12 protein-coding genes and 2 pseudogenes are annotated in these 17,141 nt (G+C 51.4%); 3 read left to right on the top strand and 11 right to left on the bottom strand.

Features of this window, described 5'->3' with window-relative positions; translation table 11 throughout:
- Window positions 1–17: 17 nt before the first annotated feature.
- The 4 genes from ABH899_RS14465 to ABH899_RS14450 all read right to left on the bottom strand — a co-directional run bounded on the left by ABH899_RS14465 (window position 18) and on the right by ABH899_RS14450 (window position 5,973).
- A complete protein-coding gene (locus ABH899_RS14465) occupies window positions 18–884 on the bottom strand; it encodes an alpha/beta hydrolase (RefSeq protein ID WP_009676604.1) in 867 nt (288 codons plus the stop codon).
- 198 nt (window positions 885–1,082) lie between these two features.
- Window positions 1,083–2,078: an ABC transporter substrate-binding protein gene (locus ABH899_RS14460; RefSeq protein ID WP_369997314.1), complete on the bottom strand. Its 996-nt coding sequence runs from the start codon at window positions 2,076–2,078 to the stop codon at window positions 1,083–1,085.
- A 44-nt stretch (window positions 2,079–2,122) separates the two neighbouring features.
- A complete protein-coding gene (locus tag ABH899_RS14455) occupies window positions 2,123–3,349 on the bottom strand; it encodes an AraC family transcriptional regulator (RefSeq protein ID WP_009676645.1) in 1,227 nt (408 codons plus the stop codon).
- A 119-nt stretch (window positions 3,350–3,468) separates the two neighbouring features.
- Entirely contained in the window at window positions 3,469–5,973 is a 2,505-nt protein-coding gene (locus ABH899_RS14450; RefSeq protein WP_369997311.1) for a WG repeat-containing protein, read from the bottom strand.
- A gap of 101 nt (window positions 5,974–6,074) precedes the next feature.
- On the opposite strand from ABH899_RS14450, the pseudogene ABH899_RS14445 reads away from it, so the two are divergent.
- Window positions 6,075–6,311: pseudogene (locus ABH899_RS14445) on the top strand (glycerophosphodiester phosphodiesterase family protein); the annotation flags it as partial.
- A gap of 164 nt (window positions 6,312–6,475) precedes the next feature.
- Here ABH899_RS14445 and dhaK read toward each other — a convergent pair.
- A complete protein-coding gene (gene dhaK / locus ABH899_RS14440) occupies window positions 6,476–8,239 on the bottom strand; it encodes a dihydroxyacetone kinase subunit DhaK (RefSeq protein WP_369997309.1) in 1,764 nt (587 codons plus the stop codon).
- Between the two features lie 86 nt (window positions 8,240–8,325).
- Window positions 8,326–8,754, bottom strand: coding sequence for an SRPBCC family protein (locus ABH899_RS14435; protein WP_369997306.1), 429 nt, complete (start codon window positions 8,752–8,754; stop codon window positions 8,326–8,328).
- Window positions 8,755–9,047: 293 nt separating this feature from the next.
- Here ABH899_RS14435 and ABH899_RS14430 point away from each other — a divergent pair, with 293 nt between their 5' ends.
- A complete protein-coding gene (locus ABH899_RS14430; protein WP_369997304.1) occupies window positions 9,048–9,968 on the top strand; it encodes a phosphotransferase family protein in 921 nt (306 codons plus the stop codon).
- 150 nt (window positions 9,969–10,118) lie between these two features.
- Here the strand turns inward: ABH899_RS14430 and ABH899_RS14425 are convergent.
- From ABH899_RS14425 to ABH899_RS14410, 4 genes and pseudogenes are all read right to left on the bottom strand, one after another.
- Window positions 10,119–10,946: pseudogene (locus tag ABH899_RS14425) on the bottom strand (transposase); the annotation flags it as partial.
- A 19-nt stretch (window positions 10,947–10,965) separates the two neighbouring features.
- Window positions 10,966–11,823, bottom strand: a complete 858-nt coding sequence (locus tag ABH899_RS14420) for a PhzF family phenazine biosynthesis protein (RefSeq protein WP_369997301.1) — start codon at window positions 11,821–11,823, stop codon at window positions 10,966–10,968.
- A 171-nt stretch (window positions 11,824–11,994) separates the two neighbouring features.
- Window positions 11,995–12,459, bottom strand: a complete 465-nt coding sequence (locus ABH899_RS14415) for a hypothetical protein (RefSeq protein WP_369997298.1) — start codon at window positions 12,457–12,459, stop codon at window positions 11,995–11,997.
- A gap of 46 nt (window positions 12,460–12,505) precedes the next feature.
- On the bottom strand, window positions 12,506–14,347 hold the full coding sequence (locus ABH899_RS14410) for an SgrR family transcriptional regulator (protein WP_369997295.1): 1,842 nt from the start codon (window positions 14,345–14,347) through the stop codon (window positions 12,506–12,508).
- A gap of 125 nt (window positions 14,348–14,472) precedes the next feature.
- On the opposite strand from ABH899_RS14410, the gene ABH899_RS14405 reads away from it, so the two are divergent.
- Entirely contained in the window at window positions 14,473–15,717 is a 1,245-nt protein-coding gene (locus ABH899_RS14405) for an MDR family MFS transporter (RefSeq protein ID WP_369997292.1), read from the top strand.
- Between the two features lie 200 nt (window positions 15,718–15,917).
- On the opposite strand, the gene ABH899_RS14400 is transcribed toward ABH899_RS14405, so the two are convergent.
- A complete protein-coding gene (locus ABH899_RS14400; RefSeq protein ID WP_369997290.1) occupies window positions 15,918–17,141 on the bottom strand; it encodes a NupC/NupG family nucleoside CNT transporter in 1,224 nt (407 codons plus the stop codon).

The raw sequence follows: 17,141 nt of genomic DNA, 5'->3' as shown, positions 1-17,141 counted from the left end.
TGCTCAGCCCGCTTTCGTCACGGACGGGAAGCGAAACGCAGTCCTCGGCTGACCAGTCCCGGCAGGACGGAGACATGCCCTTCGTCTTCGAACGAATGCCACTGCACGCTTAAACCGCGGCTCTCCATGTTAGAGAGCCTGGCGGCCATCTCTTTCGCCATCCCGTAATTGCCCGAGGGATGCGCATTTTCCAGTTCGCCCATCGCAATCAGTGCCCGGATACCCGAACTCCTCTGCAGCGAACCCGCGTCAAGCGCAGCCGTAAACAGCTTCTCCCGCACGTCAAGCCATTCGCGGTTCCAATGGATAGACGGGCTGCCGGCGATATAGGTACGGAAATATTCCGGTCTTGTAAAAAGCGTATGCAGGACGAACAATCCTCCAAGGGAATGACCCATGATCGTCTGATTCGTAATGTCGACGGGGTACTCCCTAGCGATGACCGGTTTCAGCTCTTCCTGAATGAAATCGAGAAAGGCAGCCGCGCCTCCCTGCTCCGGAAGCACAGTTCCGTCCGGCTTGCGCGTATACTTGGCTGTCTTTTCCGGCGTGTAATCGAAGTATCGCTGCGGATGAAACGGTTCGTCCGTCGGATACCCGATGCCTACGACAAGCGCCGCTTTGACGCCCGTCACTTCGGGACGTCGGCATTGAACCCGCAAAGCCTCCGCTACGGTGGCAAATACCGAATTGCCGTCCAGGACATAAAAGACGGGGTAGCCCGTCGCAGGAGGCGGTCCCGGCGGAAGTGCCGTCATAATCCGGTAAGAAAGATTCGTTCTGGACGAACGCATCACCCGCTGTTCGGTGTTCGGAATCTCCACGCCGCCATACGCCGTCTCTCCCTGAAATGTTCTGCGGGGTGTTTCAACACGTGAAACCATTCTTTGCGGCCTCCTAATAAAGAAATGTAATCAATCATTAAGTGATATTGATAATCATTTTCATTTAAAATTATATAGGCTCCTCTCTCCCCGGCACATGGAAGAAATCCGGAATTTATTTGGTCAAAATCCATTTTTAGCAAATAAATTTACAGAAAAAAACCGGGTCCGGGCTATTCCCGAACACGGTTCTCTCAATCATTTTGCAATCAGCTTGACCACATCGTCGATCATCATTTCGTCGGCAATCATTCCGCTTCCCAGCCAGTATTCGCTGTTCACCTCATAGGCGTGTCCGGCCTGGACAGCAGGTATCTTTTTCCAAAACGGACTTTCGGTGATTTCTTTCATCCGCTCCGTCCCCTGGCCGTATTGGTTCATCATAAATATGTAATCCACATCCAGATCCGGCAGCACTTCAAGCGAGATGGCCGCGGAGTTTTTGCCGTCGACCAGCTTGGACATTCCGAATCCGAGCTTATCGTGGACGACGGCGCCGGCCAGATATTTGCCGCCCATCAGGCTGACGCCTCTGCTCGCGAAACGGATGACAGCGGCCTTTTTACCCGGCGCAGCCTGCTGCAGCTTCGCTTTCGCTTCCTGCACTTTCTTATCGTGGGCCTGCAAAGCTTGCTTCGCTTCTTCGGTCTTGCCCAGCAGCTCGCCGAGCTTGCTTAGTGAAGAAGCCGGATCGCTTGAAGCGTTTTTGAATACATACGTCGGAGCGATCTTGGAGTATTTCTCGTAAACTCCGTTGGATGCGTACGATTCCGTTTGCAGAATAATCAGATCGGGCTGAAGTTCGGTCACGACTTCCGGAGAAGGGGCCCCGCTCGAAAAGTCAAGCTTGGGCACTTGACTCAGCTTCTCCTTCAAATAACTGTTGCCTTGTCCTCCCGCAGACCATTGGGCGATCGGGGTCACTCCAAGCTTTGTGAGCGAATCTTCCAAGTAGGGCGCAAAGACCCTTTTTGGAGAAGCGGGCACTTTGACGGTATGGCCAAACTCGTCCGTAAACGTCCGTTCCTGTCCGCCGGCCGCACCGGTCGGTGCCGCCGAAGCGCTTGTGTCTCCCGCTTTGCCGTCAGCGGATCCCGCATTCGGATTAGCTCCGCAAGCGGTCAGCATCAGAGCGGTGCATATAACGGCGAGCACCTTCACCGTAACGATTTTATTCAAGAATGAATTGCGCATAACTAAGCTCTGCCCCCTATGATAATGATTCTCATTCACAGGAATTATAAGTCAGCGGGAGGGCTTCCGCCATGCACATGATCCAGAAAGGCGTTTGGACATTTTCCCGTAAACAGCAGCATCGCTTCATCCAGCATACGTGCGACGGCGACCGGGGAGTATTCCAGCCAAGGATCGGCCGATATGGGATAAATGCTTCCCGAACGGACCGCTCCGATCGTTTTCCACTCGGGTGAATGCTGAAGGGCAAGCCAGTAAGCCCTCGACTCCGATTCCGGGCAGACCAGGACAAGAATCCGGCTTGGATCAAGCGCTTTGATATCTTCCGGCCGGATCGGGGAGGACTGCTTACCGGGCGAGACCTGCCGCAGGTTCAAATCTTTGAAAAGCACATCCTCCATTCCCCGGTTCGTGTAGGAATACAGCCCTTTGCCGTAAAGCCGCACGATCAGGATCCGGTCATCTCCAAGCGCCCCCTCCGACTGAATACGGGCCTCATCCGCAAGCTTGTCGTAGCCCCGGATCCACTGCTCCGCCTCGTCGGTACGTTTCAGAAAAACCGCGACAAGGCGCAAATACTCCCGCCAGCCAAGCTCACGTGAAGTCGGGACAAAAAGAGCGGGCGCGATTTTACGGATCGTATCCTGCTGCTCGTCGCTTAATCCGTCCCCGGCCACGACGGCATCCGGCCTCAGGCGTGCCATCAGATCCGCATTTTCCTCGAAAGTTCCCGTAATATAAGGGTCCGTCAGCTTCAGCGCGTATCTGATTTTTTTCCGGTACGAGTAGTAATAATGAGCCGTCCACTTGGGATCAAGCGGAGCCGCCAGCGGCGTCAGGCCGAGGGCGATCAGATACCCGGTCATGTCGGGGGACCAAGCCGCGATCCGGTGTTTCGAACTCCGCGCGAACTCCGTAGGAGACATGCCCACTTCCTTTTTAAATTTCCGGCTGAAGTAGTATTCGTCCTTGTATCCCACACGCTGGGCGATTTCCCTCAACAGAAGCGGTTCGGGCTCGGACAAATAACGCTTGGCCCGGTTGATCCTCAAATCGGTCAAATAGTCCATGGCACTCTGGCCGAACGTTTTTTTGAACAGATCGACAAAATATTTCGGACTGACATGAACGCGTTCGGCAAGCTGCCGGACGGTCAGCTGCTCGTGATAATGCGAATCCATATACACCCGGATGTCAGTCAGGTATGGTCTCGTGGCCGCCGCGCGCTCTCCGCGACCTTCGATGCGTGCCGCTGATTTGCTCGGCTTCATCTGCATTCCCCCTCATCTGGGATTTATAATAATCGACGTCGTGATTCCCCTGCTTCTCTCTATTTTAATTTAAATGATAATGATTATCAATGATAACAAAAAAAGAAAAACGTCCCCCTTCAAGCATGGAACGCTTTCCAAAATTCTCCCTCCCGGTCGACGATGGCGCCAATCTGGGCAAAAGGGATGGTAAAAGTCGGAAAACCTGCGGCATACGGGCCGATATCGTACGGAAAAAAATAGAGATGAAGCGCATTCTCGGTCACATAAAACGGCTGATCCGGCTTAATGCCCGTATAGCTGTCCGTAAACACGTACGCATATTGCGGGTCTTCTTTAATCTGCCTGCCCACGATACCTCTGAGTATGCGGACATAGTCGCTTCCCGGTTTAAACAAATCTTTGAGCGCATACATGCGGCCATTCTCCAGGTTAAGGATCGCATACGTTTTGGAAGGCATGCCGTGGGCGGCGCCAAACGGGTATTTGTACCCGGTCAGTTCCAGCTCAAGCAGTTTTTCCTTGTAAAAAGCGACCTCGAAATCGCCGGAGTACGAATAATCAAGCTTCCGGTCTCCGGGAACGGGCTTCACCTGGCTCCATTCCTTGAGCTTGGTGTTGACACTCCGCTGCACCGTCTCGTCCTTCATTCCTTCGACCTGCGGATAATAGACGAGATAGTCCCGGTTCGGCTTATATTTCTCTTCTCTTACGCTGTAAGGCGGTGTCAGGGAAATGACCGTGTTCTGATGCCAGATCACCTTGCCGGCCCGGTTCAGATAAGCCAGCCTGCGATCGGTGTATGCTTTGATCAGTCCTCCCCGCTCGAGCGTGAGTGAGCCGCTTCCTTCCACTCTCGGATAGCCCGGCGCCGGTTTGCCGCTGCGGTTGATGAAATAGGTTTGTTCAGCTCCCGCCACCGAAGCTAAACCGTCCTTGAAGTCGGAAACCTCGTCGTACAGAAAATCCGACAGCAGCGCTCCGTTCCAGTCCGCGATCGCGTAGACCGAACCGAGGAAAGGCTGTTCGGGATCTAACGCCCTGCCGAGTGCAAACCGCTTCTCTCCCAAATCCCGGATGTCGTTGTAAGCCGGCTTGATCACATATCGGCCCGCTTTGTCGATGACGCCGTATGTCCACTTGTAGTCTTCCGACGTGCTGACAACGGCACGGCCGTCATGGAACGGCAGCCCCACCGTAAAGGACGGCGCAATAACGACTTTCCCCCGCTCATCGATGTAGCCATACTTGCCGCCGGAGGTCTGCTGAAACGCAAGAAGGCCGTCTCCGTGCGTTCCGACGTAGGCGTAAGGGTAGGACGCCAGCTTGCGACCGTCCGGCGAGATAAGCGCATAATCGCTGTCCCGGATTTTAACGACGGCACGGTCGTCGCTAAAATCGTTCGCTTCCTCGTACTGCGCCGGAATCACCTCTCTGCCCTGCGCATCGAGATAGCCGTATCTGCTCGTTCCGGTATCGACGCTTCCCCCGCCGGTGACATAGAAAACGGCTCTCCCGTCCTCCATATTGGCGATGAACGGGTAGGCACGCCCGGTCAGAACTTTACCCTTCTCGTCGATCAGCTTGAAGCCTTCGCTGTCGATGACGACGACCAGCCGCCCGGAAAACGGATTGATCGAATCGTAAACAGGCGGCACGACAAAGCGCGCCGACCGGTCGATCAGGCCGTATTTCCCGTTTCGTCCGACGACGGCGAGTCCGTTCTGCTGGAAATCTGCGGCGTCCTCGTACATCGGCCGGATCGCCAGCCTTCCTTCCGGATCAATGTAGCCCCATTTCAGTCCGGACGTTGTTTTCAATGAAGCGGGAAACAGGGCCGGCATCCGTGCTTGGCGTGATCTGCCGAGCGCCGCCAAAATGTCCAGCCTTAGCTCCAGCAGTTTTTCACGCGAAGGAAAAGGATTCGGAAAAGACAGCGCTTTCCGGACCGATACCAGCGCCGCCTCCGGCAGCCCGGCCCGGTACTGGGCGTCGGCCAGATAATACCAGTAAAACGTATAATCCGGATGCCGCCGGGTCATCTCCTCGTAGTACCGGACCACACGCGGAAAATAATAGGGATAGACATCCGGCGCCGGCACAAACGCCCCGTTGCTCCACCTCAGCACCTGGACGCGGTAGGCTTCTCCCGTATCATGAATCCAAAGCGCCACTTCGGCTTTTCCGTCACGTCCGGCAAGACCCGGCATATCCCCCACTTCGATATAACTGTAGCTCATGTCCGCGGGAGCGGCATCTTTAAGCCCTTCCGGCGTCCATTCGTAAACCGACAGCTTCGACCAAATGGAACCGATCTGCCAGCCTACGAGCAGATTGTCGAGACCGGCCCGCAGCACGGGGGCGGACGACAGCAGCGTTACGGCGTAGCCGGTTCCTTTTACGGCCGCCGCTTTCTGCCAAACGCTGTCCCGGTACGTTAATACAAGCAGGTACATTTCACCGTTTAACCGGTAAACCGCCGCAATTTCCGGTATACCGTCTCCTGTTAAGTCGGCCGAGTGAATCGCAGTGTGCGGAGAGGGTTTCTCTATCGTCATCAGTTCCGCCCCTTGCGGTAAAAAACCCGATACAAGCGAAGTCACCTGCATCTCGTCAGCCGGCATAGGCCATCCTCCTTTTTCCCGTTTCTTCGCCTAATCGTATGCGTTCCTTCGGTAGATATGCTTGCAAACGGTGAAATTCGTTTTGGGGAAGTTGGGCTGGGACGGCCGAACGGATTTATCCGCCCGAGCATCCTTATCTGGAAAATACGATTCCCTCTATGGAAGCGGCTTTTCAAGCGGGTGCGGACAGTATGGAGCTGGATATCAAACCGACTAAAGACGGTCAATTTGCCGTTTTTCACGACTGGACCCTGGATTGCCGAACCCCGGCCTCCGGTAAAACCAGTGACTACACGATGGCGCAGCTGAAAGAACTGGATATCGGCTACGGCTATAGCGGCGGAATCTGGACGAACCGCATAGACTGAATCGCTCCGTTATACGGAAAATAAGGTTATGGAGGCGCAAGGCAATTTGCTGCGCCGCATAAGTAAAAACGAACCGGTCCCCTTGAAAAGGGCCGGTTCGTTAATGTTTCGTAAGGACGATATCCTTCCTTCGATTATTTAAGCGCTTGGGCGAGGCCGGTGAAAATAACCCCCAGCGCATGCGCTCCCGCATCGGGATAGCCGATACTCCGCTCGCCGACGGTTCCCGCTCTGCCCATCCGGGCGACAATCGCTTCCGTCTTCTTCGCTCCCTCTACCGCAGCTTCTGCGGCGGCGGCTCCGGCGGACTTCAAGTCCGCGCCTGCGGCGGCGCTCGCCTTCCAGGAGTCGGCGTAAGGAACAAGCGCATCGATCAGCGTCTTGTCACCGACTGCCGCTCCCCTGCCGAACGATCTTTCTCCCGTATCCTGAATTCCTTTGACCGCGGCTTTCAGCATTTCAGCGATATCCGCCGCATCAAGATCGGCTTTGCCTCGGATGCTTCTGCCCGCCGCCCGGAAAGCCGATCCCCAGATCGGGCCGGAAGCGCCGCCGCAGTGCTCCATTATAATCAGGGAGCAGGCATCCAGAAACGATCCGATGTCCGAAGCCCCGGCGGTCAGTTCGTTCCATTCCGTTTTCAATTGCCTGAAGCCTTTGGCAACGCTCATGCCGAAATCGCCGTCTCCCGCATGCGCGTCCAGCTCGCAGAACGGCACCTCGTTTTCGATAATGATTTCACTCATCGTATCGATCAGATAGATCATATTGTCCAGAGACAGCCGGCCGTTATGAATAACGGCGCTCTCTTCCGGAGTCACAACGCTGAAGGAAACCGGCTTGTCCCCGTGCGCCTCCTCGGCAGGAAAGACTTCCGCGAAGCTCGTAGGCGCCGTATATTCACGGACAGTGAGAGCCGGTGTATCGCATTCCGCGCGGAGCAGATTTTTCAGCTCGTCGTCCAGCTTCATCAGGGTGAGCGAGGCGCCTTCCATATCGATGCTGGTCATGTAATTGCCGACAAGCACTTTATATACGGCAACATTCCGTGAGGCGAGCTCCCTTTGTACGGAATGGTTAAGCAGATAAAGCTCCTGCAGCGGAGTGCCTCCGAACCCGTTGACCAGCACCGCCACTTCCGGCGGATTATCTTCGTCTTCAGGCAGGCTCTGCAGCAGCTCGGCTACCATTCTGCGGGCCAGGTCATCGGCCGTAAGCACACTTTCACGCCGGATACCGGGTTCGCCGTGGATGCCCACCCCGTACTCCATTTCATTCTCTTCCATGGAGAATGTCGGGCTGCCTTTGGCCGGTACCGTGCAGGACGACAAAGCGAATCCGATGCTTTTCGTACGGTCCACGGCCTTCTGCGCCGCCTGCTTTACTTGCTCCAGGGACATCCCCGCTTCCGCGGCCGCGCCCGCTATTTTATGTACGAGAACCGTTCCGGCAACCCCTCTTCTCCCGACGGTGTACAAGCTGTCTTCTACGGCAATATCGTCGTCCACTTTCACAAAATCGACTTGTATGCCGTCTTCGCCCGCAAGATGCGCCGCGTTCTTGAAGTTCATGATGTCGCCGCTGTAATTTTTGATAAGGAGAAGCGTTCCCTTCCGGCTGGCGGTTGAACGGATCGCCTGATACACCTGAATCTGGGACGGTGAAGCGAAAACATCGCCGCAGACCGCGGCATCCAGCATCCCTTTGCCCACGAATCCCGCATGTGCGGGTTCGTGCCCGCTTCCCCCGCCGCTGATCAACGTCACTTTATCGGGACGGATCGTTTTTTTGCGGATGATCGTATATTTACGGTCCAACTCCAGATTCGGATGAGCGAGCACAAAACCGCCACACATCTCTTTCACCAGGTTTTCCGGCTTGTTCATAATTTTCTTCATCGTTCCGCTCCTCTCCTTGATCTATTAAAAGAATTGGCCTGCCTAATTCCGCAGGTAGTCACGATTCGATTACGAACCCTGAAGAATCAGTTCCCTTCGACGAGATTTTTGAGTGCAGAGAGCACCGGTGAAACCTCCTCGTCTTCCGTTACCCCGCTACCGGCGTCCGGACGGTTATCCGTCTTCTCGATCGTCAACATAGTCCAGTCCCCGTCATCCTCCAAAAGATAGCTCATGACGAAGTAATTTTCCGGCTTGTCTTCCAATCCGGGGCGAGGCGCGAAAAGCGTATACCGGATCAGCCGGTCAGGCACGATTTCCTTTACGGTTCCCCACTGCTCGAAAACTTGCCCCTCCCACTCGTTACAAAAACGAATCTCGCTGCCCGGCCGCCAGTCCGTCACAAGCTCGCTTCCATACTGCCACTGCTTCACGAGCTCGGGGCGGGTAAGCGCGTCCCACACGTTACCTACGGGTGCAGCGATTTTGATGCGGGAAATTTCTTTGGCCATCATTTTTCCTCCTCAACTTTCCTCCTCAAATAGTAACCTTACCCATAAACGGGCAGATCGCCCTCGCCGGGTTCCAAAACCTTGTGAACGCTGCCCTGCCGGTTGGGTCATCGGGTGTCGGCAAGCATGTATATGCTGCTATTATACCAATTCCTCCCTGTATTCTGTCCAGCAAAGCAGGGCCGCACAGCGCCTGGTTTTCCATGTGCTTTTCAGGCAAAAGAACGTACAACAAATGAAACGAAGACTTTCAGACGCTCGTACTAGTAAAATCTAGTAAAAAGGAGCTGTCCGCCATGAATGAAGCACAGCCTTATCTGGAAGCCGTCCGGCAGCATTATCCCGAGTTGCCGCTGGACACGGCGGAAAAAATCGGAGCCGGGCAAAACAACGACGTTTGGCTCATAAACGGCCGGCTGATTTTCCGGTTCCCCAAATACGAATCGGCCATCCGTGACATGGAGAGAGAAGTCGCTTTCCTGCTTTACGCGGCGGATCATGTGTCGTTGGAAATTCCACGACCGGTTTTCATCCATGCATGCCCCTCACTTAAAGAACATCCCTTCATCGGGTACAACAAAATTGCGGGAGAACCGCTTGAAGCCGATCTTTTGCAGGCCGAGGCGTCAAATGAATCTCAGGATGAACACGTTCCGAATGAAGCATTTCTGCGTCATATAGCCGGACAACTCGGTGATTTCTTGCACGAATTGCACGGACTGGACCCGCAGGGTCTGGCGTGTGCGCAGTATGAACCCGGGTATGACGGCTACCGCGAATGGTCGGATATGTATGAACGCATGCAAAGCCGGCTTTATCCCTTCATGAAACAAGGCGCGCGTACTTGGACAGACCGGCATTTCTCCGCGTTTCTCGGCTGCAGAGCGAACTTCGAAATCGCCCCTTCGCTCATTCACGGGGATTTCGGGACTTCGAATATTTTGTACGAGCCCGCATCCAAACGGGTAAGCGGAATTGTCGATTTCGGCTCGGCCGGCATGGGAGATCCGGCAGTCGATTATGCGGCTTTACTTGCCTCCTACGGGGAATCTTTCTTCCGGCTTGTTCTCGATAAAAATCCGGAAGCCCGCGAAATGCTGAGCCGGATAATCTTTTACAAGGGAACGTTTGCCCTGCAGGAAGCCTTGTTCGGCGTGGAAAACGAGGATCCCGAGGCGCTGAAGAGTGGACTGGAAACGCTGGAAGCGCTGGAGTGAAGCTAAAAAGACAGTTGCAATTGTTGGATCAGCCGCTTCCGCCACAAAAAAAGAAGAACCTGAGAAAGGTTCTTCTTTCAGATTGAAGACAAACACATTGTTCAATTAAATAATGTGTTTGTTTTTTTTATCTATTTCTCTATTTTTGAATTAAAACACACAAATAGGCAAAAAAATAGAGTCCTTTTGGTCTCTTAATTTCAGGATTTTTGCTAATTTTTTTATATTTAGACAAGCAAAAGTAAGCCCAATTTTCATGTGCATTTTTTCTTTACCAATCATATTCGTATAGCGAAGACCATGAAATTCTTTAGCTGTTTCAAATAATCGTTCTATTGTTTGCTTTCTAATTCCATAAAGTTGTTTCATTCCAAGGGAATGACGGATATCCTCACATCGTTCCATTTCATCTTCCCATAAATGTCTCATAATTAACTTAGTTTTATTCTTTGGTTCTGTACATGATGTAATGAATGGACAAAACAAAGAATCATTGGGATTACTTTTATATTCTTTATAACCTTCTCTATTAGTTGTTGTATAATTTAAAGTTTTCATATTAGGACAAATGTAACGATCAAAATATTCATCATAAACATAATCATATTTTTTGAAAAATCCTGGTCGTTTGTAGGGGAAAACAGGAATTAAATCATCTTCAAATAATTTATGTGCTATTCCAGGCGCTTTATATCCAGCATCCATTATTAGTTTATCTAAAAATTTATCATAAAGAAAAATAAAAGTTCTACTGTCATGTTGATTTCCAGGATGTGTTGTATAGCCTAATACCCATCCATTTTTATCACATGCCACTTGTGTGGCATAGGCAAATACTGGTTTATGTTCTCCCTTATGAAACCAACCACTTTCATTATCTGTCGTACTTTCATTCTTCTTTTTTACTTTTAAATCACTTCCTATTTTTCTTTTTAAGGGCTTTTTTAATCGTTTTTCTCTATCCTTCTCAACCTTTTTTATTCGGTTTTTTTTATTTTCACTCAATATTTTCTACATTTAAACACTTAGTTTCACAGTAATAGCCTTTGCCGCCAACATAAACTTTTTCTATTTTATTCTTGCTATTGGTTGTTAATTTAACTAATATTTCGGAAGGCGAGTGTAAAGAATAACCTTGTTCAAATACATAGACTTCTTTTTGCAAGTAGTGCTGTTCATAAAGGTAGCAAGCTAATGCACCGTTTGAAGTTCCAGTCGCTGCTTCTTCATTGATGTCGTATAGTGGAGCAAAATTTCTGCATATAATTCGATTGTCATTAAAAGTATATAGATGCATCCCGACAACATTATAATACTTGCTGATTTCTTTAATTTTTTCAAAATTAGGTTGCAGTGCATGTAATCGTGTTTCGCTTTTTATAGGAATTAAAATATCTTTTAAGCCTGTGGAGACAATTTGAATTGGGTATTTATTGTCTATAGCTTTAATGTCAAAACAGTCGATGAACTCGTTTGGAGATACAACATCATAGAATATCGGTTTGTTTTGTTCCATGAATATGATGTCATCTTTTATGGTAATAGTAAGAACACCGCTGTTCGTTTCAATCGTATAGCGATTCCTGAAAAGTTTATTTAAATGCATCAGTATCGCGAAAGAGCCAATTGTGGCATGACCACATAAATCAACTTCTTCTTTTGGTGTAAAATACTCAAATTTATAATCAGCAATTTCAGATTCTGATATAAATGCGGTTTCCGCATAGCCCAGTTGTTTGGCTATTGCCATTTTTTGAGTAGTGGTCAATGTATTCTCAATAAATACCACTCCTGCTTTATTTCCGCCTTTATGATCCTTGCTAAATGCACTTGCAACATAAACGGATAATTTCATATGACACCTTACTTCCTCACTTATAGTAAACTGTAGCATAGAAAGCACTACGTATAAATGTTGTTGGATAAATTTGCTATAAAGCAAGAGACAAACTATTTTTTAGCATCTGAACTCTCCAAAAATAGTTTGTCTACAGTCTGAAAGAAGAACCTGAGAAAGGTTCTTCTTTTATAATTTCATGTCTTGCTCCTTTGATTGAATAAAATAAATATTCCCATCATCGGACTTATAATAGCCGACATTGAATTTTTCAAGATCAATTAAATCCTTAAACGTATTCGGTAACTTATAATGCCAATCTATTGATTTAAGCTTATGGGGGAAATTGTCACCGTTCGGATTGGGTGTATGAATATAAACGGCATCCAAACCCGCGTCTTGTTCATGAATGCAGATCCAGCTTTGAGAAGGTTTTTTAAATCGTTCCAGCTTTTTCAATATACTGTTGTACAAGGCTATATGAGCTCTAATATGCTCTCTTCTGAGCTTTAAATTTTGTTCTCCAATTCCATAGAAATCAAGGTGGGTATGCGAAAAATCAAACCAGGACTCGTTATCCGGTTCTAAATAATAAGTGTTAACCTTCTTCCATAAATTACGGAAGTATCTTTTCTTTCCCCGAAATTTTTTCATATTTAATCTCCATTTTCATATTGAATCTCTATACTGGATATATCGTTCAAGACAAAGCCGCGGCTCCTTTATTGAACCAGATATGATAAAAATCGACCCACCCGTATGAGTTGATTCTCACTCCGCGGACGGATTGGTGGAAGGCGGTGTTCGTCGTTTTGTGAACGAGGAACAAAATCGCGTGGGTCTGCCGGACCCACCGTTCGAGATCCGCAAATCTCTCCCTCCGCGCCGCCTCGCCCGGCTCGCGCAAAATCGCGGCCGTCTCCCGGCGGATGACCTCTTCCGTAGCGCTGTCCCACAAGGCGGCAAAAAAATTGTTCTGAAGATAGACTTCCAGCTCGCGCACCTCGTCGCCTCCCAGAACAATTCCGTAAAGCTGGCAGTCGTAGCGCTGCAGCGAAGCACGGTCCGACCATTCCTCCGCGTTCCGGACCCGGATTTCAATGCAAACGCCGAACGTACGGGCGCGTGCCTGAATCCAGCAGGCGTCTTCTTCGTGATGGGAATACGTGACGAGTTCCAGTACCTCTCCGGCATATCCGCTTTTCTCCAGCAGCGCCATAATTTCAGATCGGCTCTTGACGGGATAAAACGCTCCCTCCCTCTTCCCCATATCTTCCTGCGGATGGAAACCTCCGGCGGGACATAATCTTTCGCCTTTCAGATCGGCGATCAGCGCTTCACGGTCGAGAATATGATGAAACGCTTCCCGGAACAAAGGATGATTGTGGGGGCCGTTTTTCCGTTGGTTGAAGACGAGCATGCTGCTGCAGCTGAACATCGTTTCCATGTTCCGCCATCCCCTTCCTCCGCTGACCAAAGCCTCCCGCCTCGCGCCGGATGTCTCTCCGTGTGACGTCATGATGGACGTCCAGTCGGGCTCTTTCAACCGCCCGGATTCCTCTCGCGGAAAAATGAGCACTTCCACGCGGTCCAGATGGGCCCGACCCCGGAAGTGAGCGGGGAAAGCTTCCAGCACGCATCTACCCTCATTGCGGCATACGACCCGAAAAGGCCCTGTGCCTACGGGCATCTCCCCAAATGCGGCCTCGTCCCGGCGCACAACATCCTCCGGTACGATTGCGGCCGCGATCGTACACAAAAATCTCAGGAACAAGTAATTCGGTTCCCTTAGCCGGATGACGACCGTTTTCCGGTCGGGAGCGTCCATCCGCTCAATGTCCCGGAACATCCACCCGCTGTCATAACGGCCTTGATCGTGCCTGAGACGATTTAGCGTAAACATCACATCTTCCGCCGTAAGTTCCCGGCCGTGATGGAACAGAATGTTTTTTCTCAAATAAAAGGTCCACTCTCTGGCGTCCGCACTGCTTTCCCAGGAATGCGCTATGCAGGGAATAACCGTCTGCAGCTCTTCGTCATATTCGACGAGGGTGTTGAACAACTGCCGGGCCATATGACAGTCGAAAGCATAGTAGACAAGTCCGGGGTCCAGCGTCGTAATCGAGCGGAAAACGGGCATACAAAGCGTCTCCTGCGGGGAATCCGGCACTCCTGCTGTCGAGAAACCGATGCCTTCGGAAATCCAGTCCATAAACCGGTCCTTGACGGCGGGACCGCCGAACCGGTTCATCAGCTCCATCGCTTCATGAACCTCCCCCTGCTCCGTGCGCCGGCGGACTTCCTCCAGCAGAAGCTCGTCGGAATCCAGCACGAGGGTCAGTTTCGATTTGTTGCCGCGGCCCCTGCCGGGCTGCCAATCGATCCATCCCTGCTCACACAGTGTGCGGACGATCAGCTTCACGTAGCGGGGCGTGCAGTGCCAGATACCGGCCAGCTCGTCGACCGTAACGGAAAAAGGCTTCTGCGGCTCCCGGTCTCTGAAAAACAGCCGGAGTTCCAAAAAAGGCAGCACGGTCTGCATGTTTTCGTTCCTCCGTTTCAATAAATCCGTTATAAAAGGTGAACTGATTCCATCAAATCATACACTTTTCATCCCCTTTTGTGTAGCTATACTGAACATAACGACAAAAAAGAAGGGTGATACTCATGAAAGCGAAAACGACAAAACGATTCCGTATTCCCTCCTTTCACCCCGTCGCCTGGGGAGTCATTATCGGGACTTTCCTGTCCCGGACAGGTTTTTTTATGACGATTCCGTTTCTCGGCATTTATCTGGGCAAGGTCAAAGGCATTGATCCCGCGACGATCGGAGCTATTCTCGCGGTAAGCTTGTTCGTGGGCACGCTGGGCAGTTTTGCCGGAGGCGCGCTGTCCGACCGCCTGGGCCGTTATCCCGTAATGATTGCGTCGATGGCGGCCTGGAGTCTGGTGTTTATCGGCTTCGCCTTCGCCGATGCGACCTGGCTGTTTTTTGTCCTCAGCGCTTTGAACGGGCTGTTCCGGAACGTGTTCGAACCTGCTGCGCGTGCCCTGCTGGCCGATGTGACACCGGCAGAAAGCCGCACGGAAGTGTTTAACGCACGCTATTTCGCCATCAATATCGGCGGTGCCGTCGGGCCATTGATCGGCCTGAAGCTGGGTGTCGGAGGCACGTCGTCCCTGCTGCCTTTTCTGGTCAGCGCCGCTATCTACGCCGTCTATGCCGCGCTGCTGGTCGTGTTTATGTTCTCGTTCAGGCATCTGCTCCAGAGCAGGGATGAGCCCGGCGCGACCGTAAAGCAAATGATGAAGATTGTTTTTACCGATAAGGTGTTTCTCTATCTGCTGCTCGGCAATTTTTTCGTCGCCGGGGCTTACTCGCACCTAGACACAACCTTGTCGCAGTACATCGGCCATGACCGGGTAACGATCTACTCCAGCCTGTTTGTCGTCAACACGTTATGCGTGCTAGTCTTGCAGTATCCGTTGACCCGGTTTATGAAGCGCTACACGTCCCTGACGGCGCTGAAAACGGGCTGCATCCTGTTCGGGGCGGGACTTTTCGGTTTCGGCCTCTTTGAGAATACGGCTTTGCTCTTTCTCTCGATGATTGTGTTCACCATGGGCGAAATTCTGTGCTTCGTCGTCGGGGATGTGCTCATTGGCGAAATCGCTCCCGAGCGTCTCCGGGGCGCCTACTACGGAGCCAGCGGTTTCGCATTCCTGGGGCAAAGCCTGTGCGCCTGGATCGGCGGGCTCCTGCTGCAAGGACTGGGCTTCGGTCAGGGACCGGTCATCTTCGGCATTTTGACGCTGCTCGCGTTCGCCGCATTTCCGTTCTTTCACAAAGGGCAGCAGCTTCGTGAGAATCCCGCAGGTGCCAAACGCTCCGAACTGTCCGAGTCTTGCTGACGCCGCAGCGGAAAGAACGTCCCCTTAACGGGTACGCCTTCCCGTTTCACTTTGGCGTCTAAGCGGCCGCAGACGAAATACAGCAAAGCCGTTCTCAGGCGTTAAGCCCGGGAACGGCTTTAGTCTGCAACCAAAAGCATTGCAGATTCTCATGTCGAGATTGCAATGCTTCGATGACTTTCCGTTGATTTTTTTACCTTCTACATAAACATGCCGGCGATCGTACCGCTTAATAGATTAGCTAGTGAAGCCGCAATCACTGCCTTAAAGGCAAGACGTCCCACTTCAGTACTTCGTTCAGGAGCTAACGATCGCATTGAGCCTAACAGAATCCCCATGGAACCGATATTCGCAAATCCGCAAAGCGCGAAGCTTACGATCGCAATCGTCTTGGGTGACAAATGCTCCATTTCCTTAGCAAACGAACCAAAGGCGATCATTTCATTCATGACGAATTTCTGCCCCAAAAAACTGCCCGTTATCGTAGCCTCGGACCAAGGAACGCCGATCACAAATGCGAGCGGAGCAAATAACCAGCCCAGAATCATCTGAAGGGACAAGTCTCCGTACCCGAACCAGCTTCCGACCCAACCTAGCAGTCCGTTTAGTAGCGCTACCATAGAAACAAACGCGATCAGCATGGCGATAATCTGTACTGCCATCCTCATCCCTGCCGAAGCGCCTTTCGAAATAATATTGATGAGGTTATCCTTGGTTTCCGAATCTTCCTCTTCAAGTTCACGAGAGCCTGCCTCAATCGGTCTATCGGTTTCCGGAATCATAATTTTCGCAACGATGAGACCCGCTGGAGCCGACATCAAGCTCGCGGACAATAAATAAGCTATCGGAATGCCTAATGCGGCATAGGCAACCATAATTCCTCCCGCGACGGAAGCGAGGCCGCCGACCATGATCGCGAACATCTCTGACCGAGTCAAGAACTTCATATAGGGCTTGATCATGATCGGAATTTCCTGCAGCCCCAGAAAGATATTCCCTGCCGCTGCCAACGATTCCGCGCGGCTTGTCTTCAGCAATTTGCCGAGCCCTCCGCCGACGACCCGCATGAAGAACTGCATGATGCCGAATCGGTATAGAATGCCGATCAGCGGCGTAATGAACACAGCCAGCATCGCTACGCGAATGGCGAATATATTCCCCGTGGCCTGCGACTTATCCGCCAAGCTTCCGAACACGAAGGAAAGACCTTCGTATCCGTAATGGAATAAGTTCGTAAACCCTGTGGATACGACCTCCAGTATCTGCTTGCCGGTATCCCATTTGAGTACGATATAACCGAATACCAGTTGAATTCCAAGCCCGACGACAACCGTACGATAATTAATCTTTTTCTTATGGTCAGACATCAAATAGGCAATCCCCAAAATAACCATGCAGCCTACAAGTCCCCATAAAATGCTCAT

The organism is Paenibacillus sp. RC84, from assembly GCF_041260495.1.
Taxonomy (GTDB): domain Bacteria; phylum Bacillota; class Bacilli; order Paenibacillales; family NBRC-103111; genus Paenibacillus_F.
Note: the sequence above shows the minus strand (reverse complement) of the source record. Positions and strands in the feature narration are given on the sequence as shown.